General features: G+C 72.4%; 22 protein-coding genes, 1 pseudogene and 1 riboswitch. Of the genes and pseudogenes, 10 read left to right on the forward strand and 13 right to left on the reverse strand.

Features of this window, described 5'->3' with window-relative positions; all coding sequences use genetic code 11:
• Positions 1–15 precede the first annotated feature (15 nt).
• From BUE41_RS26740 to BUE41_RS26760, 6 genes and pseudogenes are all read right to left on the reverse strand, one after another.
• Complete coding sequence (locus tag BUE41_RS26740; RefSeq protein WP_200804122.1) at positions 16–903, reverse strand: TIGR00269 family protein; 888 nt, start codon at positions 901–903, stop codon at positions 16–18.
• Positions 904–933: 30 nt separating this feature from the next.
• Positions 934–1,002, reverse strand: a pseudogene (locus tag BUE41_RS33040) (hypothetical protein); the annotation flags it as partial.
• A gap of 9 nt (positions 1,003–1,011) precedes the next feature.
• Entirely contained in the window at positions 1,012–1,206 is a 195-nt protein-coding gene (locus BUE41_RS26745; RefSeq protein WP_073460111.1) for a MoaD/ThiS family protein, read from the reverse strand.
• Between the two features lie 68 nt (positions 1,207–1,274).
• Complete coding sequence (locus tag BUE41_RS26750; RefSeq protein WP_234997605.1) at positions 1,275–1,670, reverse strand: barstar family protein; 396 nt, start codon at positions 1,668–1,670, stop codon at positions 1,275–1,277.
• Complete coding sequence (locus BUE41_RS26755) at positions 1,667–2,164, reverse strand: guanyl-specific ribonuclease (protein WP_073460112.1); 498 nt, start codon at positions 2,162–2,164, stop codon at positions 1,667–1,669. The genes BUE41_RS26750 and BUE41_RS26755 overlap by 4 nt, the downstream gene beginning before the upstream one ends.
• On the reverse strand, positions 2,161–2,373 hold the full coding sequence (locus BUE41_RS26760; protein WP_073460162.1) for a hypothetical protein: 213 nt from the start codon (positions 2,371–2,373) through the stop codon (positions 2,161–2,163). Before BUE41_RS26760 ends, BUE41_RS26755 begins: the two co-directional genes overlap by 4 nt.
• A 43-nt stretch (positions 2,374–2,416) precedes the next feature.
• On the opposite strand from BUE41_RS26760, the gene BUE41_RS26765 reads away from it, so the two are divergent.
• Positions 2,417–3,382, forward strand: a complete 966-nt coding sequence (locus tag BUE41_RS26765) for a zinc-binding dehydrogenase (protein ID WP_073460113.1) — start codon at positions 2,417–2,419, stop codon at positions 3,380–3,382.
• A 160-nt stretch (positions 3,383–3,542) separates the two neighbouring features.
• Positions 3,543–3,938: a MarR family winged helix-turn-helix transcriptional regulator gene (locus BUE41_RS26770; protein ID WP_159444975.1), complete on the forward strand. Its 396-nt coding sequence runs from the start codon at positions 3,543–3,545 to the stop codon at positions 3,936–3,938.
• A gap of 86 nt (positions 3,939–4,024) precedes the next feature.
• Here BUE41_RS26770 and BUE41_RS26775 read toward each other — a convergent pair whose 3' ends face one another.
• Genes BUE41_RS26775 through lepA form a run of 3 tightly spaced genes read right to left on the reverse strand, consistent with a single transcriptional unit; the run spans position 4,025 to position 7,059 of the window.
• Positions 4,025–4,690 carry an MOSC domain-containing protein gene (locus tag BUE41_RS26775; RefSeq protein ID WP_073460115.1) on the reverse strand — a complete coding sequence of 222 codons (666 nt, stop codon included), beginning with the start codon at positions 4,688–4,690 and terminating at the stop codon, positions 4,025–4,027.
• Between the two features lie 55 nt (positions 4,691–4,745).
• Positions 4,746–5,135 (reverse strand): hypothetical protein, encoded by a 390-nt coding sequence (locus tag BUE41_RS26780; RefSeq protein ID WP_073460116.1) that lies wholly within the window; start codon positions 5,133–5,135, stop codon positions 4,746–4,748.
• Positions 5,136–5,166: 31 nt separating this feature from the next.
• A complete protein-coding gene (gene lepA / locus BUE41_RS26785; RefSeq protein ID WP_073460117.1) occupies positions 5,167–7,059 on the reverse strand; it encodes a translation elongation factor 4 in 1,893 nt (630 codons plus the stop codon).
• 132 nt (positions 7,060–7,191) lie between these two features.
• Between lepA and BUE41_RS26790 the strand changes: the two genes are divergently transcribed.
• From BUE41_RS26790 to BUE41_RS26815, 6 genes are all read left to right on the forward strand, one after another.
• Entirely contained in the window at positions 7,192–8,262 is a 1,071-nt protein-coding gene (locus BUE41_RS26790; RefSeq protein WP_073460118.1) for an iron ABC transporter substrate-binding protein, read from the forward strand.
• 101 nt (positions 8,263–8,363) lie between these two features.
• The gene (locus BUE41_RS26795) at positions 8,364–9,809 is read left to right on the forward strand and encodes an ABC transporter permease (RefSeq protein ID WP_234997607.1); all 1,446 of its coding nucleotides are present in this window, start codon (positions 8,364–8,366) and stop codon (positions 9,807–9,809) included.
• Positions 9,806–10,855: an ABC transporter ATP-binding protein gene (locus BUE41_RS26800; RefSeq protein WP_073460119.1), complete on the forward strand. Its 1,050-nt coding sequence runs from the start codon at positions 9,806–9,808 to the stop codon at positions 10,853–10,855. Before BUE41_RS26795 ends, BUE41_RS26800 begins: the two co-directional genes overlap by 4 nt.
• 100 nt (positions 10,856–10,955) lie before the next feature.
• Positions 10,956–11,882 (forward strand): SPFH domain-containing protein, encoded by a 927-nt coding sequence (locus BUE41_RS26805; RefSeq protein ID WP_073460120.1) that lies wholly within the window; start codon positions 10,956–10,958, stop codon positions 11,880–11,882.
• 4 nt (positions 11,883–11,886) lie between these two features.
• A complete protein-coding gene (locus BUE41_RS32275) occupies positions 11,887–12,168 on the forward strand; it encodes a type II toxin-antitoxin system antitoxin (RefSeq protein ID WP_234997609.1) in 282 nt (93 codons plus the stop codon).
• Between the two features lie 238 nt (positions 12,169–12,406).
• A complete protein-coding gene (locus BUE41_RS26815; RefSeq protein WP_143172377.1) occupies positions 12,407–14,305 on the forward strand; it encodes a GGDEF domain-containing protein in 1,899 nt (632 codons plus the stop codon).
• A gap of 13 nt (positions 14,306–14,318) precedes the next feature.
• Here BUE41_RS26815 and BUE41_RS26820 read toward each other — a convergent pair whose 3' ends face one another.
• Genes BUE41_RS26820 through BUE41_RS26830 form a run of 3 tightly spaced genes read right to left on the reverse strand, consistent with a single transcriptional unit; the run spans position 14,319 to position 17,746 of the window.
• On the reverse strand, positions 14,319–15,164 hold the full coding sequence (locus BUE41_RS26820) for a transglutaminase family protein (RefSeq protein WP_073460122.1): 846 nt from the start codon (positions 15,162–15,164) through the stop codon (positions 14,319–14,321).
• A 3-nt stretch (positions 15,165–15,167) separates the two neighbouring features.
• Complete coding sequence (locus BUE41_RS26825; RefSeq protein ID WP_073460164.1) at positions 15,168–16,112, reverse strand: alpha-E domain-containing protein; 945 nt, start codon at positions 16,110–16,112, stop codon at positions 15,168–15,170.
• A complete protein-coding gene (locus BUE41_RS26830) occupies positions 16,112–17,746 on the reverse strand; it encodes a circularly permuted type 2 ATP-grasp protein (protein WP_073460123.1) in 1,635 nt (544 codons plus the stop codon). The genes BUE41_RS26825 and BUE41_RS26830 overlap by 1 nt, the downstream gene beginning before the upstream one ends.
• A 217-nt stretch (positions 17,747–17,963) precedes the next feature.
• Here BUE41_RS26830 and rpsT point away from each other — a divergent pair, with 217 nt between their 5' ends.
• Entirely contained in the window at positions 17,964–18,233 is a 270-nt protein-coding gene (gene rpsT / locus BUE41_RS26835) for a 30S ribosomal protein S20 (RefSeq protein ID WP_073460124.1), read from the forward strand.
• Between the two features lie 151 nt (positions 18,234–18,384).
• Here the strand turns inward: rpsT and holA are convergent, their stop codons facing one another.
• Positions 18,385–19,344, reverse strand: coding sequence for a DNA polymerase III subunit delta (holA, locus tag BUE41_RS26840; RefSeq protein ID WP_073460165.1), 960 nt, complete (start codon positions 19,342–19,344; stop codon positions 18,385–18,387).
• 115 nt (positions 19,345–19,459) lie between these two features.
• Positions 19,460–19,573, forward strand: a riboswitch (SAM riboswitch).
• Between the two features lie 7 nt (positions 19,574–19,580).
• Here holA and thrC point away from each other — a divergent pair.
• Positions 19,581–20,849: a threonine synthase gene (thrC, locus tag BUE41_RS26845; protein ID WP_200804123.1), complete on the forward strand. Its 1,269-nt coding sequence runs from the start codon at positions 19,581–19,583 to the stop codon at positions 20,847–20,849.
• The last annotated feature ends 8 nt before the right edge of the window (positions 20,850–20,857 follow it).

Consider the following 20,857-nt stretch of genomic DNA (forward strand, 5'->3'; position numbering starts at 1 on the left):
CGGTGGGTGACCGGGTCAGGGGCGGCGGCTCTCCCCGCCCGTGACCGGACTCTCCTCGGCGTGCACCGACCGGTCGCGGCGACGCTTCTTCCGCCGCCGCGGCGGGCGCGTGGCCTGGTCGCGCAGCCGGCAGAACGCGCACACCTCCGCGGTGGTCGGGGAACCGCAGCGGGAGCAGGTGCCGACGGAGTCGCGTTCCTGCGCGGCGAGATCGTCCAGCAGCGGCGCGACGCGGTCGGCGAAGCCGTTGAGGAAGGTCGCCTTGGCCCCGGGGTCACGCTCCTCGAGCGTGTTGAGCAGCTCCTTGTAGAGCAGGTGGCGGTTGCCGGACGCCATCGGGCACTCCTCGACGATGTAGTCGATGCGCCGGATGACGCAGTACGCCGCCGTCTCGCGCTCAGTCAGGCGGACGAGCGGCTTGACCCGGCGGGCGAACCCGGACGACTCGGGCAGGGCCGGGCGCTGCCGCGCCAGGTACGGCATGTTCCACTGCAGGGTGTTGCCGAACAGCACAGCGACCTCGTCGTCGAGGTTGTGCCCGGTGACGAGGACGTCGTAGCCGTGGTCGAGCGCGGTCTTGTTGAGCAGGTGCCGCTTGGCCAGGCCGCACGCCGAGCACGGCATCCGGCGGGTGTTGGCCGCCTGCGGGATCGTGAAGCCGACCTCGCTCGCCAGGTCGATCTCGATGAGCGTCGCCCCACGGCGCTCGGCGAACGCCCGCGCGCAGTCGCCGGAGCGGTCGCTGTAGCCGCCGATGCCGAGGCCCAGGTACACACCGTCGGCCGGGTAGCCGAGATCGAGCAGCAGGTCCCACACGGCCAGGGAGTCCTTGCCGCCCGAGACCGCGACGAGCACCTTCTCGCCGGACCGGATCATCCGGTGCTCGCCGATCGCGCGGCTCACCTGCTCACGGCAGCGCTCCACGAAGCACGTGGGGCAGTACGCGGCATGGGCGTGCCGCACCTCGACGACGGCTTGTTCCTCGCAACGACGGCACTTCACCCGTGCGCCTCAGCCTCCCGAGATCACCGGCCGCACCTCCACGACGTCCTCCTCCTGCAGGAGGGCGTCACCCGTCACCAGCTCGTCGCCGCGGATGAGCAGGACGGACTCGCGGTTGAGCCCCAACTGCTTGCACAGGTCGCTCGCCCGCAGCGGGCCGGTGGTCTCGACTTCCCGACGGGGGTTGTGCAGCCGGATCTTCATTCGTCAGCTCGATGTCTCTCGCGTGGACGGATCCCGGGACCGACGGGCACCAGTCTAGGGAAGCCCGATCAGGTCGTGCCGGTCGAGGAGCCGGAGGCTGTGGGCAGCACCACGTGGAGCGGCCGCGGCCCGCGGGACATCTCCTCCGTCGCCGCGGTCAGCACCTCCACGACCGCGGCGTAGCCGGCCGGGTCGGCGCGGCGCAGCACCTCATCGCCGTCCCACACGAGCACGACCTCGCCCTCCGGTAGCCACGACAGATCGGTGAGGCACTCCTCCAGCGCGTCCAGGTTCCGGCCGTAGTAGCCGGGGAACCGCAGCGCCTTCCCGATCTGGGTGAGCAGCTCGACGCGCCGCTCAGCCGGGCCCACCACCGCGACGATCGCGCCGCGCAGCTTCGCCTCCGCGGCGATCGCGTTCGCCGTCATCGCGACGCGCACCAACCCGTTCCCGGGCGTCGTCATGCGTCCTCTCCCACTGCGGTCACGTCCACCACGACGAAGCTGTTGTAGTGGTCGGCGGTGTAGTAGACCTGCTGCTCCGGCCCGGCGGGACCACCGGTCACCAGCCGCCGCGCACCCCGGTCGCGCTCCCCCGGAGTGGGCACCGTGTACTCGCGGTACCAGCCGTTGCGCTGCTGGGGCAGGAGCCGCTCCCGGTTGCCGAACACCGTCCCGTCCTTCTCGTACGGGAACGGGCCACCGGCCACGATCAGCTCCCAGGTCCGTTCGACCTCGGGCGGCAGGGCGCACAGCGGCTGCACCGGCAGCCCCGACTCGGCCGCGCCGGGCACCTCCTCCGCGCGCACCGCGCACGTCGCCACCGGTGCGGCTGGCGCACCTGACGAGGACTCGGTGGTCGAACCACCGGCAGGCTGCACGAGGTAAGCGATCCCGCCGAGCACGAGCACGAGGGCGAGCAGCCCGGCGACGATCCGAGCCCCGTTCGTCCCGATCACCGAACCTCGCCTCTCGGTGGGGTCCTCCGCGAGCGCACCAGACCGGTCACGAGATCGGTGACGCGGTCGAGCACCCGGTCCGCGCCGGCCGCCGTGAACCAGCACAGCGGCAGGAGCAGCACCGCTGCGAGCAGCACCTGCAGCGGGAAGGCCAACTGGGTGAACCACAGCTCGACCGAGTCCCACCAGTCGACGAGTGCCCGGATCACGCTCACACAGTAATGGGGCACGGCAGCGGCTACATTCCCGAGCATGTTCGCCGTCTACGCCTCAGCCCCGCACCCCGACTCCCCGCTCGACGGACTCGTCGTCGGTGAACGGCCCGATCCCGAGGTCCCCGACGGCCACGTCGCGGTCCGGGTCTCCGCGGCCAGCATCAACATGCACGACGTCTTCACGCTGCGCGGGGTCGGGATCAAGCCCGAGCAGTTCCCGATGATCCTGGGCATGGACGCCGCCGGGACGCTGGAGGACGGCAGCCAGGTCGTCGTCTACCCGGTGATCAGCAGCCCGGACTGGCGCGGCGACGAGACCTTCGACCCGAAGCGCACGCTGCTGACCGAGAAGCTGCAGGGCACGTTCGCCGAGAAGGTCGTCGTGCCGCGGCGCAACGTGGTCCCGCTCCCGGAGGGCCTCACCCCGGCCCAGGCCGCCGTGATGGGCACGGCGTGGTTGACCGCATACCGGATGCTGTTCACCCGCGCCGGGGTCCGGCCCGGGCAGACCGTCCTCGTGCAGGGCGCGTCCGGCGGTGTGGCGACGGCCTTGATCCAGTTGGGCAAGGCGGCCGGGTTGCGCATGTGGGTTACAGGGCGTAACGAGGAGAAGCGCGCCCTCGCCGAACGGCTAGGCGCCGAGCGGACGTTCTCGACCGGTGAGCGGCTACCGGAGCGCGTCGATGCGGTCATGGACAGTGTGGGAGAGGCCACATGGTCGCACTCGCTCAAGTCGCTCAAGCCCGGCGGCGTCCTCGTGACGTGCGGCGCAACGAGCGGCTACGGGCCGAAGGAGGACCTCGCCCGGATCTTCTTCCAGCAGATGCGGGTCGTGGGGTCGACGATGGGCACGCGGGACGAGTTCGTGGATCTTCTGGACCTGGTCGTTTCCGCCGGGATCAAGCCCGAGATCGGGCTCGAACTGCCCATGGAGAAGGCCGCCGACGGGTTCCGCGCGATGCTCGAAGGGCGTACTGCAGGCAAGATCGTACTCACCCTATGAGACCGCTCGGCGCTGTCAATCGTCCGTTCGTCTCGGGTTTCTTCCGTTTCGCAGTCCTCTTTCCCCCGACGACGACGTACAGTGGGTAACCGTGTCTGAGCCACCTAGTCGAATGGCGCCGGGAAGCGTTCCGGTCCCGGCGCCACGCGTCGCAGGCATCGTGGACCTGCTGGACCGTCTGGACCGCGCGGTCGCGTCCGCGCTGGCCCCGGTCACCGGCGCCGAGGGCGTCAGCCGAGACGGCTGGCGTGTGCTGCTGATGCTCGCCCGGGGCGGCGGCCGCAGCATGGGCGAGATCGCGGCCCACACCGCACTGCCCGCCCCCACCGCGACCCGCGTGGTGGACCGGCTGGTCGCTTCCCGGCTGGCGTTCCGCCGCACCGACCCGAACGACCGCAGGAGGGTCCTGGTCCACCTGGCCGCCGACGGCCGGGCCGTCGTGGAGCGCGTCTGCGGACGCGTCGAACGCGACGCCGAAGCCGTCATCGGCCGCCCCGCGACCACGGAACGCGCTCAGCTGGCGGAACTCCTCGAAGCGCTCGCCACCGCGAGCTGATCCCCCGAGCACGTCCCCCGACTAGCGAACGTCCCCGGCCGGCTGTCCCCTCGTGGGGCAGCCGGCCTCGTCGTTTCCGGGACGGGTCAGGCCGGCTGCCGCTGCGTGATGCGGTCGAGCCAGGCCTGCTTCTCCGCCGAGAGGTGCTCGCGCGCGGCCAGCACCCGCGGCAGCCGGGACCGGTCCCCGCCGTGCAGAGCGAGGACGTCGGCGACGGTGGCGCCGTGCGCCGGGGTGTCCAGCACCCTCACCCGGTCCCCCGCCCGCACGTACCCCGGCCGCTCGACGGCGAGGTAGCAGCCCGGCCGCAGCGCCGCGATGAACCGCTTGACGAGATCGGGCACCCCGCGGAACGCGGCGAACACCCGGCACGGGATGCGCGCACCGCGCACCTGCAGGATCGGCCCGTCCTCCGGGTCGCCGACGAGCCAGCGCTGGCCCAGGACAGCGGTGGAGCAGTCGATGCCGTCCAGGGTGAGGTTCTCCCCGACGCCGCCGGGCCGGACGTCCTGGCCGAGCTCGGCGGACCAGAACGCGAGATCGGCCGTCGAGTAGGCGTACACGGCCTGGTCGGGCCCGCCGTGGTGATCGGTGTCGCAGATCGTGTCGCCCGCCGCGCCGCCGACGTCGAGCAGGACCGGGTGATCGACCGGCCGCTTGTCGATCCCCGTCCGGCCGTTGCGGGCGTAGGGGACAGCGGTGCGCACCACCGCGAGGTTGACCGAGACGACGGTGCCGGACAGCTGATCCATGGCGCAAAGCCTGCCAAACGGTCCCGGCCGGGTTCACCGGGATTCCCGCCTGCGGTCAGCCGGCCGGCAGCACCTCCGCGGTGGCTGCGGTGATCGCCGCGTACGGGAACGCGGCGAGCAGCAGCACCGCGACGGCCACGATCACGATGCGGGCGAACCAGCTCGCCCGGGCCCCCAGCCAGCCCGCCAGGAACGCCACCAGCAGCGGCACGGTCAGCGGGAGCAGCACGCCGAACCACGCCGGCCGGTCGGCCATCCGCACCCCGGTGAGCATGGTGAGCGCCCCGCCGGCGACCACCAGCGCGAGAAGTCCGCCCACGAGCAGCCCGAAGCGCTTGCTCGCCCGGCCCGACAGGAACCCGATCACCAGCACGGCGAGCAGTACGGCCGCCGCGAGCGCGGGGTCGCCGGAACCGATCGGGGGCAGGATCGCGTCGACGTTCACGAGCCCATCGTGGCGCACGCCGATCGCGCGGCTACTTCTTTCCCTTCTGCTGGTCGGCCGCGCCGGTGTCCGTGGACAGCGCAGCGACGAAGGCCTCCTGCGGCACGTCGACCCGCCCGATGGTCTTCATGCGCTTCTTGCCTTCCTTCTGCCGCTCCAGCAGCTTGCGCTTGCGGGTGATGTCACCGCCGTAGCACTTGGCGAGGACGTCCTTGCGCAGCGCGCGGATGGTCTCGCGGGCGATGATCCGCGAGCCGATGGCCGCCTGGATCGGCACCTCGAACTGCTGGCGCGGGATGAGCTCGCGCAGCTTCTGGGTCATCATGCTGCCGTAGGCGTAGGCGTCGTCCTTGTGCCGGATCGCGGAGAACGCGTCCACCGGTTCGCCCTGCAGCATGATGTCGACCTTGACCAGATCGGCGCGCTGCTCGCCGGCCTCCTCGTAGTCGAGGCTGGCGTAGCCGCGGGTGCGGGACTTCAGCGAGTCGAAGAAGTCGAAGATGATCTCGGCGAGCGGCATCGTGTACCGCAGCTCGACGCGCGTCTCCGAGAGGTAGTCCATGCCGGCCAGCTGCCCGCGCCGGCTCTGGCACAGCTCCATGATCGCACCGATGAACTCCGCGGGGGAGATCAGCGTCACCTTCACGACCGGCTCGTAGACCTCGGCGATCTTGCCGGTGGGCCAGTCGGACGGGTTGGTCACCCGCATCTCGGTGCCGTCGTCCTTCACGACCCGGTAGACGACGTTCGGCGCGGTGGAGATCAGGTCGAGGCCGTACTCGCGCTCCAGCCGGTCGCGGGTGATCTCCAGGTGCAGCAGGCCGAGGAAACCGCAGCGGAACCCGAACCCCAGCGCCGCCGACGTCTCCGGCTCGTAGGTGAGCGCGGCGTCGTTCAGCTGCAGCTTGTCCAGCGCGTCGCGCAGATCGGGGTACTGCGACCCGTCGACCGGGTAGAGCCCGGAGTAGACCATCGGGCGCGGCTCCCGGTAACCGGTGAGCGGCTCGCTGGCCCCGTCCCGCTGGGTGGTGACGGTGTCGCCGACCTTCGACTGGCGGACGTCCTTCACGCCGGTGATGAGGTAGCCGACCTCGCCGACGCCCAGCCCCTTGGACGGCTTCGGCTCGGGTGACACGATGCCGACCTCGAGCAGCTCGTGCGTGGCCCCGGTGGACATCATCCGGATCCGCTCGCGCGGCAGGATCTTCCCGTCGACGACGCGGATGTAGGTGACGACGCCGCGGTAGGTGTCGTAGACCGAGTCGAAGATCATCGCGCGGGCGGGCGCGTCGGGATCGCCCACCGGCGGCGGCACCAGCTCGACGACCTTGTCCAGCAGCTCGGAGACGCCGAACCCGGTCTTCGCGCTCACCCGCAGCACGTCATCGGGCTCGCAGCCGATGATGTGCGCGATCTCGGCGGAGTAGCGGTCGGGGTCGGCGGCCGGCAGGTCGATCTTGTTGAGGACCGGGATGATCGTGAGGTCCTTCTCCATGGCCAGGTACAGGTTGGCCAGGGTCTGCGCCTCGATCCCCTGCGCGGCGTCGACCAGCAGGATCGCGCCCTCGCACGCCTCGAGCGCGCGGCTGACCTCGTAGGTGAAGTCGACGTGCCCCGGCGTGTCGATCATGTGCAGGACGTACTGCTCGCCGCCGACCTCCCACGGCAACCGCACGTTCTGCGCCTTGATCGTGATGCCGCGCTCACGCTCGATGTCCATCCGGTCGAGGTACTGCGCGCGCATCAGCCGCTCGTCGACGACGCCGGTCAGCTGCAGCATCCGGTCGGCCAGGGTGGACTTGCCGTGGTCGATGTGGGCGATGATGCAGAAGTTCCTGATCCTCTCGGGATCAGTGAAGGTCTCATCGGCGAACGAGGACAAGGCGCGTTCCTTCTCGGGCTGCGGGAGCCTCCATCGTCCCATGTCCGCGTGGCGGGCTCGCGGTGGTCCGGGACCGTCACCGATCGGCGACGAGGTTGTCCGCCGCACCTACCCAGAACAGGTTTGGTAAGGCTAGGCTTCGCTCGCTAGTCACGGACAAAGGGGACCTACATCATGAGCGTTCTCGCAGTGCGGTGGCGACGGAGCCTGGCTGCCGGCGTCGCCCTTGCTGCCGCTGCAACCCTGGCCGCGTGCGGTAGCGGCAGCGACTCGGGAGGCGGAGCGGCGGACTCGACACCGGCGCAGGCGGCGACCCTCACGATCTACTCCGGGCGCAGCGAGTCGCTCGTCGGCGGCCTGCTCGACCAGCTGAAGGCGGCGGTCGGGGTTCCCGTCGAGGTCCGCTACGGCAGCACCGGCGAGATGAGCGCGCAGATCCTCGAGGAGGGCTCGGCGTCCCCCGCCGACGTCTTCTTCGGACAGGACGCCGGCGCGCTCGGCGCGCTGTCCAAGGCCGGCATGCTCGCCCCGCTGCCGGCCGAGGTCACCGCTCCGGTCGACGCCCGCTACAAGGCCGCGGACAACACCTGGGTCGCCACGTCGGCCCGCGCCCGCGTCGTCGCCTACAACACCGACAAGGTGCCCGCCGACCAGCTGCCGGCGAACGTCGACGCGCTGCTCGACCCGAAGTGGAAGGGCAAGATCGGCTACGCCCCGTCGAACGCGTCGTGGCTGTCGTTCGTGACCGGCCTGCGGCTGCTGCGCGGCGAGGACGGGGCGCGCCAGTGGCTCACCGCGTTCGCGGCGCAGGACCCGCAGCGGTTCGAGGGCAACGGCAACATCCTCGACGCGCTCGCCCAGGGCACGATCGACCTCGGCCTGGTCAACCACTACTACCTGTACGAGAAGACCCGGGACAAGGACCCGGCGACCTACCCCGTCCGCAACCACTACGTCCCGAACGACCCGCTCGGCCTGATCAACGTCGCGGGTGTGGGCGTGGTGAAGTCCACCGACGCGCCGGAGGCAGCGCAGAAGGCCGTCGCGTTCCTGCTCTCCCCCCAGGCGCAGCAGTACCTGGTCGACCGAACGGCTGAGTACCCGACGGTCGCGGGCGTCACGCCGTCCCGCAAGGAGCCGCCGCTGCCGGATCTGTCGACCCTGAACGGGCCCGCCGTCGACCTCGCCGCGCTCGACTCGCTGCCCCAGACCGAGCAGCTGCTGCAAGAGGTCGGGCTGCTCTGACCGCCACAGTCGCCCGGACGCGGTCCCGGCGGCCGGTTCATCCGAACCGGCCGCCGGTCCTGCTCCTCGCCGGCGCGGCGGCCGCGGCCGTCGTCGCGGTCGTGCCGCTGGTCTACCTCGCGGTCCGCGCGGGTGGGGCCGGCCCGGAGCGCGTGCTGCAGATCCTCAGCGGGCCGCGCACGCTCGAGCTGGCGATGCGCAGCATCGGGCTCGCGGCAGCGGTGACCGCGGCGTGCGTGGTCATCGGCACCGGCGCCGCGTGGCTCGTCGTCCGCACCGACATCCCGCGGCCGCGGGTGTTCGCCGTGCTGCTGGCGCTGCCGCTGGCCGTCCCGTCCTACGTCGCGGGCTTCACCTGGATCGCGGAGGCACCCGGGCTCGCCGGGTTCTGGGGCGCGTTCGGCGTTCTGACCGCGGTGAACTTCCCGTACGTGCTGCTCCCGGTCGCCGCCGCGCTGCGCAGCGCCGACGCCGCCACCGAGGAGGTGGCCCGCTCGCTCGGGTACGGGCCGCTGCGCGTGCTCGCGACCGTCACGTGGGCGCACGTGCGGCCCGCCGCCACCGCCGGCGGGCTGCTCGTCGCGCTCTACGTGCTCAGCGACTTCGGCGCCGTCTCCCTCATGCGCTTCGAGACCTTCACCCTCGGCATCTACACCAGCTACCGCGGCACGTTCGACCGCACGCCCGCCGCGGTGCTGGGCTGCGTGCTCGTCGCGCTGGCCGCCCTCGTCACGTGGGGCGAGGCCCGCGCCCGCGGCCGCTCGGCCCACCGCACCTCCTCCGGCGCGCCGCGGCCGCCGTCGCCGGTGCGGCTGGGCCGGTGGAAGCCGGTCGCGGTCGCGGCGCTGCTCGGCGTCGTCGCGATCTCGGCGGGCGTGCCGGTGCTGAGCCTCGTGCGCTGGACGGCCACCGGCACCGATCTCGACCTCGGCGCGCTCGCGGCGGCGACGCTCACCACGTTCGAGGTCGCTGCGCTGGGTGCCGCGCTGACGACCGTGCTCGCGGTCCCGGTCGGTGTGCTGGCCGCGCGCTACCGCACCCGGACCGTCGCGCTGCTGGAGGCCGGCACGTACGTGGGGCACGCACTGCCCGGCATCACCGTCGGGCTCGCGCTGGTGTTCCTCGGCGTGCGGCTCGTACCGGGCATGTACCAGCAGCTGCCGCTGCTGCTCGTCGGCTACGCGGTGCTGTTCCTGCCGCTGGCCGTCGGCAGCGTGCGCACCGCGGTGGCCGCCGCCCCGCCGCGGCTGGAGGAGGTCTCGCGCTCACTCGGCCACGGCCGGGTCGCGACCCTGTTCAGGGTGACCCTCCCCCTGGCCGCGCCCGGCATCGCGGCCGGTGCGGCACTGGCCGCGCTCACGATCGCCAAGGAGCTGCCGGCCACGCTCATGCTGCGCCCCACCGGCGCCGACACCCTGGCCGTGGAGCTCTGGCAACACACGTCGGTCAGCGAGTACGCGGCAGCCGCACCGTACGCGGCGGCGCTCGTCATACTCGCGGTCGTGCCGACCCTCCTGCTGCAGCGCATCACCGGGCGGCCCGCATGACCGGGCCCGCGCTGAGCGTCCGCGGTCTGCGGGCCGGCTTCCCGGACCACCCCGACGTGCTGGCCGGCATCGACCTGGAGGTGCCCCGCGGGGGGCTGGTCGCCGTGCTCGGGGCGTCCGGCGGCGGCAAGACGACGCTGCTGCGGGTCGTGGCGGGCTTCCACCCCGCTGCCGCCGGCACCGTCGAGCTCGGCGGCCGGCCGGTGGCCGGGCCGGGCCTGCACGTGCCCCCGGAGCGGCGGCGGATCGGGCTGGTGCCGCAGGAGGGGGCGCTGTTCCCGCACCTCACGGTCGCTGACAACGTCGGTTTCGGGCTGAGCCGGCGGGAGCGGCGCGGATCGCGCGTGGCGGAGATGCTGGAGCTGGTCGGCCTGGCGGGCTTCGAGGAGCGCCGACCGGGTGAGCTCTCCGGTGGGCAGCAGCAGCGGGTGGCGGTGGCCAGGGCGCTCGCGGCCGCCCCCGAGCTCGTCCTGCTCGACGAGCCGTTCTCCGCGCTCGACGCGGGTCTGCGCAGCGAGGTGCGCGATCAGGTCCGGGAGGCGCTGCGCGCCGCAGGGGCGAGCGCGGTGCTCGTCACCCACGACCAGCAGGAGGCACTGGGCTGCGCCGATCTGGTCGCCGTGCTGCGCGACGGGCGGATGGTGCAGACCGGGACCCCGCAGCAGATCTACCGCGAGCCCGCCGATCTCGGCGTGGCCCGCTTCGTCGGGGAGGCCGTGGTACTGCCGGGGAGCCTGCGCAACGGGTGTGCCCGCACCCCGATCGGCATGGTGCCGGTGGCCTCGGCGAACGGCTCCGGTGCGGACGAGAGCGGTTCGGTGCTGCTGCGCCCCGAGCAGCTGCGCGCGAGCGCGGACCCCCATGCCGCCGGCTCCGCGACCGTGCGGGAGATCGTCTTCCACGGCGCCGACACCACCGTGGTGGTAGAGCTGGGCGACGGCCTGCGCGTGAGGTGCCGGCAGCCCGACGTCCCGGACGTGCGGCCCGGCGACCCGGTCGCGGTCACCGTGCACGGGCAGGCGCGCTGGTTCCCCGAGACCCGGTAACGGGACGGCGCTCGGTTCCCGATCGGAACGCCGTGCGCGCAAGATGATATCACTTTGCTATACTCGTGACAGCAACAGCGGCCGACCGAGGGAGATCACCATGTCGACCACCCGCAGCGCGCCCACCGGCGACGTCACCGTCCGCATGCCCGACCCCGCCGTGCAGGAGCGCCCGGCGTCGAGCACCAACGGGGTGCTGATGCTGCTGATCGGCCTGGTGCTCCTCGTCGCCGCCGCCCTCGTGCTGGTCTCCGGGGTCAACGCCGAGGACGGCATCCGCATCACGATCGGTGTGCTCGTCGGCCTCGTGGGCCTGATCCTCCTGGCCGGGCTGCTCACCGTCGCGCCGGGCGAGGCGAAGGTGCTGCAACTGTTCGGCAGCTACACCGGCACGGTCCGCAAGCCGGGCCTGCACTGGGTCAACCCGCTGACCAGCAAGAAGAAGATCTCCACCCGGATCCGCAACCACGAGAGCGACGTGCTGAAGGTCAACGACCTCGACGGCAACCCGATCGAGATCGCCGCCGTCGTCGTCTGGCAGGTCGAGGACACCGCGCGGGCGGTGTTCGAGGTGGACGAGTTCGTCGAGTTCGTGCACACCCAGACCGAGGCTGCGGTCCGCCACATCGCCACCACCTACGCCTACGACGCGCACACCGACGACACCGTGTCGCTGCGCGGCAACGCCGACTCGATCACCTCGGAGCTGTCGGCGGAGATCGCCGCGCGCGTCGAGTCGGCTGGGGTGCGGATCGTCGAGTCCCGCATCACCCACCTCGCCTACGCCCCCGAGATCGCCGGCGCGATGCTGCAGCGCCAGCAGGCCGGCGCGGTCGTCGCCGCGCGCAGCCACATCGTCGAAGGCGCGGTCGGTATGGTCGAGATGGCGCTGGAGAAGCTCTCCGAGAAGGAGATCGTCGACCTCGACGAGGAGCGCAAGGCCGCGATGGTGTCGAACCTGCTCGTCGTGCTGTGCGGCGACCGGGGCACGCAGCCGGTCGTCAACACCGGTTCGCTCTACCACTGAACCGGTGCCGGAGCGCAAGAGCTTCCTGCTGCGGCTCGACCCGGCCGTCCACGACGCGCTCGCGCGGTGGGCGGCCGACGAGCTGCGCAGCACCAACGCCCAGATCGACTACCTGCTGCGGCGGGCGCTCGCCGAGGCCGGTCGGCTGCCGAAGGAAGCGAAGCCACCACGGCCGCGGGGGCGTCCGGCCGGGCGGCGCACCGGCGACGGCACCACCACCGAGGGATACACCGAGGACCACACCCTCCGCCCGGATGGCAGGACGGACGGTGGTGCGGGGGCGTGACGGACCGGATACCGGGCGAGACACGACGTGACCAGGGCTTTGCTCCGGTCGGAGCAACTGTGAGATCACCCACTGCCCGATGACGCCCCGATCGGCCGTGTGCCCTCCCGCCAACGGCGGCACCCGTGACACGATGCCCGACCATGGGATTGCGCAGGGTCGGCGACACCCGCGTCCCGTCTCGTGCAGCGCCGTCGATCAGGTCGTTCCGTCCATCGGAGGAGGGCACCGGGTGCCAGTGACCCACCCGTCTGTGGGCCCACCTGGCCCGGTCGCCCCACCCGATCGCCCCGACGGCCCCTGCCAGCTGCTGCTCGGCGGGCCCCGCTGCACCTGCGCGGCCCGAGCCCCGCACCTGAGCGACGAGGAGGTGCTCGCCCGCGCCTCCGGGATGCTCGTCTGGTACCAGCGCGCCGGGCACACCGGCCGGCTCGAGGCACGCCGCGGCCTGGACGCGATGCTCATCGCGACCCGAGACCGCCCGGCCCTGCAGGCCGAGCTGCTGCGCATCGCGATCAGCGTCGTCCTCGTGCCCGACGACGAGGACGACGGAGCCGTCGCCGTCGCCGACATCGACGCGAAGCTCGACGAGTTCGGCAAGCTCGCCGAGAAGGAGGGCGACGAGGTCCGGCTCGGCGAAGCCGCCGTGCTGCGGGCGCTGCGCACGATGCGGTTCGGCTTCGGCGACAACGCGCTCGTCGACACCGCCGTCGCGCTCACCACCCTCGGCGAGGTGGAGGGCCCACCGGACAACCTGCCCGAGGAAGCCGTCGCCGACTGGTACCGCCGCCTGTCCCGCACCCTCAACGGCCTGGTGATCGTGCTGCTGAAGCTGGGGGCGCACGAGCTGGCCGACGACGTGTCCCGACGCGCGGTCGACGTGTCCAACACATGGGGCACCCCGATGGAGCGGCTGATCAACCTGCTCAACCGGGTCCGATTGCAGGTGTCCTGGGCGCTGCGCCTGGAACGCGCGAACCGGGCCGCCGCGGCGGCCACCCGGTTCGTGGGCGCAGCGCAGACCGCCCGCGCGGCCGCCGCCCTGTGGACCCCCGCCCTGCATCCCGGCGCCACCGAACGCCCGCCCGCCGCTGTCGAGGAGTGCTCGATCATCGGTGCCGCGCTCGCGCTGCACCATCCCGCACCGCACCACCTCGACATGCTCACCGCGCTGCACGACAAGGCGCACTACCACGACGACCGCATCGCCCTCGGCATCGCCACCTCGCGCTGCATGCAGGCCGCCGACCGCGCCGACGACGCGCTCGCCCTGCTCGTCGCACTGCGCGACGACCTGCAGGGCGGGGCCGGCCGCGGGCCCACCACCGAGTCGGTGCTGTTCCTGGCGCTGCACCGGGAGGTCGCAGCGCTGGAGCGGATCGTCCACGGCGACCACCCGGCCGGTGCGGAGCCGAGCGCAGCGCACCGCTACGCGGCCGCGCTGGAGAACGAGCTGTGGGCGCTGCGCGAGGCCCGGCTGACGGCGCTGCGCAGCCACACCGAGCACCACCGCATGATCCGCCAGCACGGCCACGAGCTGTCCGAGCTCTCCGCCGTCGCCGCCCAGGCCCTGCAGGACCCGCTCACGGGGCTGCCCAACCGGCGCGCCCTCGACATGCGCCTGGCCGAGGTCACCTCCAGCCCGGCGAGCCAGCCGTGCAGCATCGCGCTGATCGATCTCGACGGGTTCAAGGAGGTCAACGACTCCCAGTCGCACGCCGCGGGCGACACCGTGCTCCGCGAGATCGCATCCTGCCTGCGCACCACGCTGCGCACCGGCGGGCGCGGCCAGGACATGGTGGCCCGCTACGGCGGCGACGAGTTCGTCGTCGTCATGCCGTCCACCCAGCTCCCGGTCGCTGTCTCGGCGTTGAACCGGGCCGTGGAAGCCGTCGCCGCCCTGCCGTACGACATCGCCTCCGGGGTGACGCTCAGCGTCGGCGTCGCCGCCGCACCGCAGGGCGTGGACCCGGCCGCTGCGCTGGCCGCCGCCGACACCGCGATGTACCGGGCGAAGCGTGCGGGCGGCAACACCGTCGTGGGTGCGGGGCTGCCGGACGCGCCCAGCGCCCGGCACCGCCGTCCGAGCCCGGCGCGCGTGCGCTCGATGGCGCGGGCGCAGCGGCGGTCCGGCTGATCCCCGCTCCGGCTCAGGCCAGGCGGGTCATGTCCACGCTGACGTTCAGCGTCGACGAGGCCTGACCGGAGAAGATCCCCTTCAGCGGCGGGACGTCCGCGTAGTCGCGGCCCACCGCCACCCACACGTGCCGGTTGCCGATCTCCAGGTCGTTGGTCGGGTCGTAGCCCCACCAGCCGCCCGTCCACGCCTCGACCCAGGCGTGGCTCTCCCCCTGCACGGTCTCGCGGACGTCGGTGTCCTCGCGCGGCAGCAGGTAGCCCGACACGTAGCGGGCCGGGATGCCCATCTCGCGCAGCAGCAGGAGCGTCAGGTGCACGAAGTCCTGGCACACGCCGGTGCGGGTGTGCCAGGCCTCCAGCGCCGAGGTCTGCACACCGGTGACGCCGGGCTGGTAGGTGAGCTGCTCCCGCACCCAGCTGCCCGCGGCGAGCACCGCCTCGACCGGGTCCAGCCCGCGCCGGAGGTCGGCCGCGGCCTCGGCCAGCTCCGGGTCGTGCCCGACGTAGCCGGTGAACTCCAGCATCTCGGCGAACCGGTCACGCACGTCCTCGTCGGCGAGGTCCTCCCAGGTCGCGCCGCGCACCGGCGGCAGCGGGTCGGCCGTCTCCACCACCGACGTCGCCGTCACCGCCAGCTCGGTGTGCGGGGCGTGCAGGTCGAACGCGGTGACGAGGGTGCCCCAGTAGTCGGTGTAGCGGTACGCGCGAGTCGCCGGCGAGGTCTCCACGCGGCTGGCGATCACGTTCTGCCGGGCGTCGCTGCGCGGGGTCATCCGCGCCTCGTTGTACGACTCCACGACCGGCGACTCGTAGGTGTAGCCGGTCTCGTGGACGATGCGGATCCGCCATCCGGCCATCGCCTACACCACCTCCGGGGCCGTCCACGCCACCCACGGCGACGTGTGGAAGTACTGCTGCGAGACGGCCTCGCCGGTCTCGGTGATGCACTCCTGCAGCGCCGTGAGCCGCGCCGGGAGATCGACGAGCAGGTCCTCGGGACGCAGGAACTCCAGCTCGCTGCGCGCTCGCCCGAGCAGCCGCAGCGCCTCGGCCTTCGCCCCGATCCGCTGGGTCGGGCGGCTGTCCAGTTCGGACAGACAGATCTCGGCCTGCCGCAGCGCGTGGAACACCGAGCGCGGGAACAGCCGGTCCATCAGCAGGAACTGCACGACGCGGGCCGCGTCGACCGCCCCCCGGTAGGTGCGCAGGTACGTGTCGGCGGCCCCGGCGCAGCGCAGCACCGCCAACCAGCCCGGCGACGACGCCCGGTCCGACACCCGCGACATCAGCAGGCGCACGATCATGTCGACGCGCTCGACCGAGCGGCCCAGCAGGTAGAAGCGCCAGGTGTCGTCGCGGCTCATCGTGGAGGCGGCGAGCCCGTTGAACATCGCCGCGCGGTCCTCGACGTAGGTGAAGAACGCGTGCGGGCCCGCCCAGCGGGCGTAGCGCTGCCGCTCCGGCAGCGCGTTCCAGGTCGCGTTGAGGCACTCCCACATCTCGGAGCTGACGACCTCACGAGCGCCGCGGGCGTTCTCCCGCGCGCTCGACACGGAGCGCACGATCGAGCCCGGCTGTTCGGTCGAGTAGCCGACGATCTCGGTCAGCGACCACGCGTCGAGCACCTCGTCGGCGGGCGCGGCGATCCCGAGCACGGCCAGCAGGGTGCGGGCGGCCCGGTCGGCGTCGATGGTGGCGTCCTCGAGCAGCTGGTGCACCGACACGTCGAGGATGCGGGCGGTGTCGTCGGCCCGCTCCACGTAGCGCCCGATCCAGTACAGCGCTTCCGCGTTGCGCGCCAGCATCACGCCTCCTCTCGTGCCTGCTGCTGCTGCTGTTGCTGCTGCTGGCCGATGGTCAGCTCGGGGCCGTGCTCGGCGGCGCGCGAGGTCGCCGGCGTCGCCGCGACCAGGCCGCCCTCGCCGAGCTCGCGGTCCACCTCGCCCGAACGCCCGGCCAGCACCCAGGTGTCCTTGCTGCCGCCGCCCTGGCTGGAGTTCACCACGAGGCTGCCCTCGCGCAGCGCGACCCGGGTCAGCCCACCGGGCAGGACGAACACCTCCTCGCCGTCGTTCACCGCGAACGGGCGCAGGTCGACGTGCCGCGGGACGAGCCGGTCACCCACCTTCGTCGGCACCGTGGACAGCTGGACCACCGGCTGCGCGATCCAGCCGCGCGGGTCCTCCAGGATCGACTTGCGCGCCTCCTCCAGCTGCTCGCGCGTGGCGTTCGGGCCGAAGAGGATCCCGTAGCCGCCCGAGCCCTCGACCGGCTTGAGCACCAGCTCGTCGAGCCGGTCCAGCACGTGATCGCGCTCGTCGTCGAGCCAGCAGCGGAACGTGTCGACGTTGGCGATCAGCGGCTTCTCGTCCAGGTAGTAGCTGATCATGTCGGGCACGTAGGTGTAGACGAGCTTGTCGTCGCCCACCCCGTTGCCGACCGCGTTGGCGATCACCACGTTGCCGGCGCGGGCGGCGTTGAGCACGCCCGCCACGCCGAGCACCGACGCCGGGTTGAACTGCAGCGGATCGAGGAACGCGTCGTCGATCCGCCGGTAGATCACGTCCACCCGCTCCTCACCCTGAGTGGTGCGCATGTAGACGACGTTGTCGCGGCAGAACAGGTCGCGACCCTCGACCAGCTCCACGCCCATCTGCCGGGCCAGCAGCGAGTGCTCGAAGTAGGCCGAGTTGTAGACGCCCGGGGTGAGCACCACGACCGTCGGGTCCGCGACGTTCGGCGCGGCCGCCCGGCGCAGCGCGCGCAGCAGGTGGGTCGCGTAGTCGCCCACCGCGCGCACCCGCTGCCGCTTGAACAGGTCGGGGAACACCCGGGCCATCGCGCGGCGGTTCTCCATCACGTAGGACACCCCGGACGGGTTGCGGAGGTTGTCCTCCAGCACCCGGAACGTGCCCTCCTCGTCGCGCACGACGTCGATGCCGGCGACGTGGATGCGCACCCCGTTCGGCGGGATCAGCCCGGCGGCCTCCCGGTGGAAGTGCGCGCAGGTGGTGATCAGCCGGCGCGGGATGACCTTGTCGCGCACGATCTCGCCGTCGCCGTAGATGTCGGCCAGGAAGGCCTCCAGGGCGCGCACCCGCTGCACGATGCCCTTCGACAGCTTCGCCCACTCGCTCGCCGAGAGCACCCGCGGCACGATGTCCAGCGGGAACGGCCGCTCCTGACCGGAGAGCGAGAACGTGATGCCCTGGTCGAGGTAAGCGCGGTCGAGCGCCTCCGCGCGGGCGGCCAGGTCCTCCGGCGAAGTGGTCGCGATCGCGTCGTGCAGCGCCCGGTACGGCGCGCGCACCTCCCCGTCCTCGGAGAACATCTCGTCGTAGGCCCGCCGGTGCGGCCCATCGGGGTTCAGGTACCCGTCGAACAGCGGGGAGTCGGTCCCCCGGCTCTTCCTGCCGCCCTTCTGGGTCGCTCGCGGCACAGGCCCTCCCTCGCAACGTGCACGGCTCCGACGTGCGGCGGAACCGGGTGGTCATCTTGCTCCAGCGCCGATCGGCGGGACCATAGCGACGGGCTGAAAACAGGGCTTCGCAGCGCGCTGTTAACATTGACGCCCGAGCGCCCGGCGTGCTCGCAGGAACGTCCCGCCGCCGGAGCCAGCGAACAACCAGCGGCAGGAAGAGACTCGAGGCAAACGCGTGGCCAACATCAAGTCCCAGATCAAGCGGGTCAAGACCAACGAGAAGCGCCGTCTGCGCAACAAGTCGGTCAAGTCGTCGGTCAAGACCGCCATCCGCAAGTTCCGTGAGGCGGCCGCCGCGGGTGACACCGAGAAGGCCATCGAGCTGCAGCGGGCCGCCGCCCGCGCGCTCGACAAGGCCGCGAGCAAGGGTGCCATCCACAAGAACCAGGCAGCCAACCGGAAGTCGGCGATCGCCAAGCAGGCCGCGTCGCTGACCTCCAGCTGACCCGACCGACACTCGCTCTTCGACGGCGCCGCCCGCTCCCGTGGGGCGGCGCCGTTGCCGTGCCCGGGTTCTGGTGTACCCGCTCCGCCGAGGACGACGTCACCCGTGATCAACAGGCCGCGTTGACCACGGCAACGCCGTCCTCGACCGCTCAGTCCCGGCGCTCCCGCGCTGCACACATGCGCAGGACGGCCCGCTCCAGCGCGTAGTCCGCGTCGGCCGCGACCCCCTTTACGTCGGCGTTGACCTCCGCTGCGGCGGCGAACGCCTCGGCCAGCGCCTCCGGCCGCCAGCTGCGGACCTGCTGCTGCGCCTTGCGGATCTTCCACGGCGGCATGCCGAGCGGACCGGCGAGCCGGTTCGGGTCCCCCCGGCCGGCCGAAGCCACCTTCGCCAGCGTGCGCACCGCGTCCGCCAGCGCGTCGGCGATCAGCACGGACGGCACCCCGAGCGCCTGCGCCCAGCGCAGCGCCTCCAGCGCCCCGGACCGGTCCCCCGCCACGACCTTGTCGGCCACCGCGAACCCGGACGCCTCCGCGCGGCCGCGGTGGTAGCGGCGCACCGCTTGCTCGTCGACCGCGCCGCCGGTGTCGGCGACCAGCTGGTTCGCGGCCGCGGCCAGCTCGCGCAGGTCGTTGCCCACCGCCTCGATCAGCGCACCCACCGCCGCCGGGGCGATCGTGCCGCCGGCCCGGCGCACCTCGTTGCGCACGAAGTCGGCGCGCTCCTCGTAGCGGGTGATCTTCTCGCAGGTCGTGACCGCGGCCCCGCCCTTGCGCAGCGCGTCCGCCATGGCCTTGTTGCGCGCGCCGCCGGCGTGCTGGACGACGAGCACCACGCCGTCGGCGGGATCGGCGGCCTGTGCGGTGATCGCGGCGGCCAGGTCCTTGCCCGCCTCGTGCGCGGCCATCAGCACGATCACCCGGGCGTCGGCGAACAGCGACGGCGACACGCTCTCCGCCAGCTCCGCAGGGGACAGCTCGGTGGCGCGGTAGCGGCGCACCTCCACCGTCGGGTCGAGCTCACGGGCCTGCGCGACGATCTCCCCGATCGCGCGCTCGACGAGCAGTTCCTCCTCGCCGAGGACGAGGTGGACCGGCGCCAACGACATGCGCTCATGCTGGCGCATCGCCGGGCGCGGCAGTGACGCGGCTCCCAGATCGTGGGCCCGAGCTTGGGAAAGCCGCGTCCCATCCCGTACCGTTGGGCCCGGCACAACTTCAGATGGCTCATCCAGAGGGGCAGAGGGACCGGCCCAGTGAAGCCCCGGCAACCGGCGTTCGCATTCCACGCGCGCTTGGTGCCAATTCCGGCCCGCCGTCCGGCGGGAAAGATGAGGAGTTTCTCATGTCTTTGACTGCCGAGCTCGGCACGTCCACCGCCTTCGACCTCGGCCCCGCCCGCGCGCTGTCCTGCCGGGAGTGCGGCCACGAAACCCCCCTCGCCGCCGAGTTCGCCTGCACCCAGTGCTTCGGCCCCCTCGAGGTCGCCTACGACTTCGGCACCGTCACCCGCGCCTCCATCGAGGCAGGTCCGCGCAACATCTGGCGCTACCGGCATTTGCTGCCCGTGCCGGCCGACGTCCAGGAGCACCCCAACACCGAGCCCGGCCTCACCCGCCTGATCAAGGCCGACCGGCTCGGCGCCGCACTCGGCATCCGCAACCTGTGGATCAAGGACGACACCGGCAACCCGACGCACTCGTTCAAGGACCGCGTCGTCGCCGTCGCCCTCGCCGCCGCCCGTGAGCTGGGCTTCAAGGTCCTGTGCTGCCCCTCCACCGGCAACCTCGCCAACGCCGTGGCCGCCGCGGCCGCGCGCGCCGGCTGGGACTCGGTGGTGCTGATCCCGGCCTCGCTCGAGCAGGCCAAGGTGCTCACCACCGCCGTCTACGGCGGCACGCTGCTGGCCGTCGACGGCAACTACGACGACGTGAACCGCCTGGCCACCGAACTGGCCGCCGAGCACGAGGACTGGGCGTTCGTCAACGTCAACGTCCGGCCCTACTACGCCGAGGGCTCCAAGACCCTCGGCTTCGAGATCGCCGAGCAGCTCGGCTGGCGCTTGCCCGAGCAGGTCGTGGTCCCGGTCGCATCGGGCTCCCAGCTCACCAAGGTCGACAAGGGCTTCGCCGAGTTCGGCAAGCTCGGTCTCGTCGAGCCGACGCCGTACAAGGTCTTCGGTGCCCAGGCCACCGGGTGCTCGCCGGTCGCGAAGGCGTTCGCCGAGGGCCACGACGTGATCACCCCGGTCCGCCCGGACACGATCGCCCGCTCGCTCGCGATCGGCAACCCGGCCGACGGTCCCTACGTGCTCGACGCGGTCCGCCGCACCGGCGGCGCGGTGGAGCACGTGACCGACGAGGAGGTCGTCGAGGGCATCCGCCTGCTCGCCCGCACGGAGGGCGTGTTCGCCGAGACCGCAGGCGGAGTCACCGTGGCCACCACCAAGAAGCTGGTGGAATCCGGGCAGCTCGACCCCGACGCCGAGACCGTCCTGCTGATCACCGGCGACGGCCTGAAGACCCTCGACGCGGTGTCCGGCCAGGTCGGGCCGACCGCGACCGTGCCGGCCTCCAGCGCCGCCGTGCGCAACGCCCTGGCGGACCGCGACTGAGCTGTCCT

This window comes from Pseudonocardia thermophila, assembly GCF_900142365.1.
Taxonomy (GTDB): Bacteria; Actinomycetota; Actinomycetes; order Mycobacteriales; family Pseudonocardiaceae; genus Pseudonocardia; species Pseudonocardia thermophila.

Bases quoted from the DNA above. Each gene is read 5' to 3' on its own strand.
- BUE41_RS26745 (WP_073460111.1), bottom strand. From the start codon at position 1,206: ATGAAGATCCGGCTGCACAACCCCCGTCGGGAAGTCGAGACCACCGGC.
- BUE41_RS26750 (WP_234997605.1), bottom strand. From the start codon at position 1,670: ATGACGACGCCCGGGAACGGGTTGGTGCGCGTCGCGATGACGGCGAAC.
- BUE41_RS26765 (WP_073460113.1), top strand. From the start codon at position 2,417: ATGTTCGCCGTCTACGCCTCAGCCCCGCACCCCGACTCCCCGCTCGAC.
- BUE41_RS26775 (WP_073460115.1), bottom strand. From the start codon at position 4,690: ATGGATCAGCTGTCCGGCACCGTCGTCTCGGTCAACCTCGCGGTGGTG.
- lepA (WP_073460117.1), bottom strand. From the start codon at position 7,059: ATGGGACGATGGAGGCTCCCGCAGCCCGAGAAGGAACGCGCCTTGTCC.
- BUE41_RS26790 (WP_073460118.1), top strand. From the start codon at position 7,192: ATGAGCGTTCTCGCAGTGCGGTGGCGACGGAGCCTGGCTGCCGGCGTC.
- BUE41_RS26800 (WP_073460119.1), top strand. From the start codon at position 9,806: ATGACCGGGCCCGCGCTGAGCGTCCGCGGTCTGCGGGCCGGCTTCCCG.
- BUE41_RS26805 (WP_073460120.1), top strand. From the start codon at position 10,956: ATGTCGACCACCCGCAGCGCGCCCACCGGCGACGTCACCGTCCGCATG.
- BUE41_RS26820 (WP_073460122.1), bottom strand. From the start codon at position 15,164: ATGGCCGGATGGCGGATCCGCATCGTCCACGAGACCGGCTACACCTAC.
- BUE41_RS26825 (WP_073460164.1), bottom strand. From the start codon at position 16,112: ATGCTGGCGCGCAACGCGGAAGCGCTGTACTGGATCGGGCGCTACGTG.
- holA (WP_073460165.1), bottom strand. From the start codon at position 19,344: ATGTCGTTGGCGCCGGTCCACCTCGTCCTCGGCGAGGAGGAACTGCTC.
- thrC (WP_200804123.1), top strand. From the start codon at position 19,581: ATGTCTTTGACTGCCGAGCTCGGCACGTCCACCGCCTTCGACCTCGGC.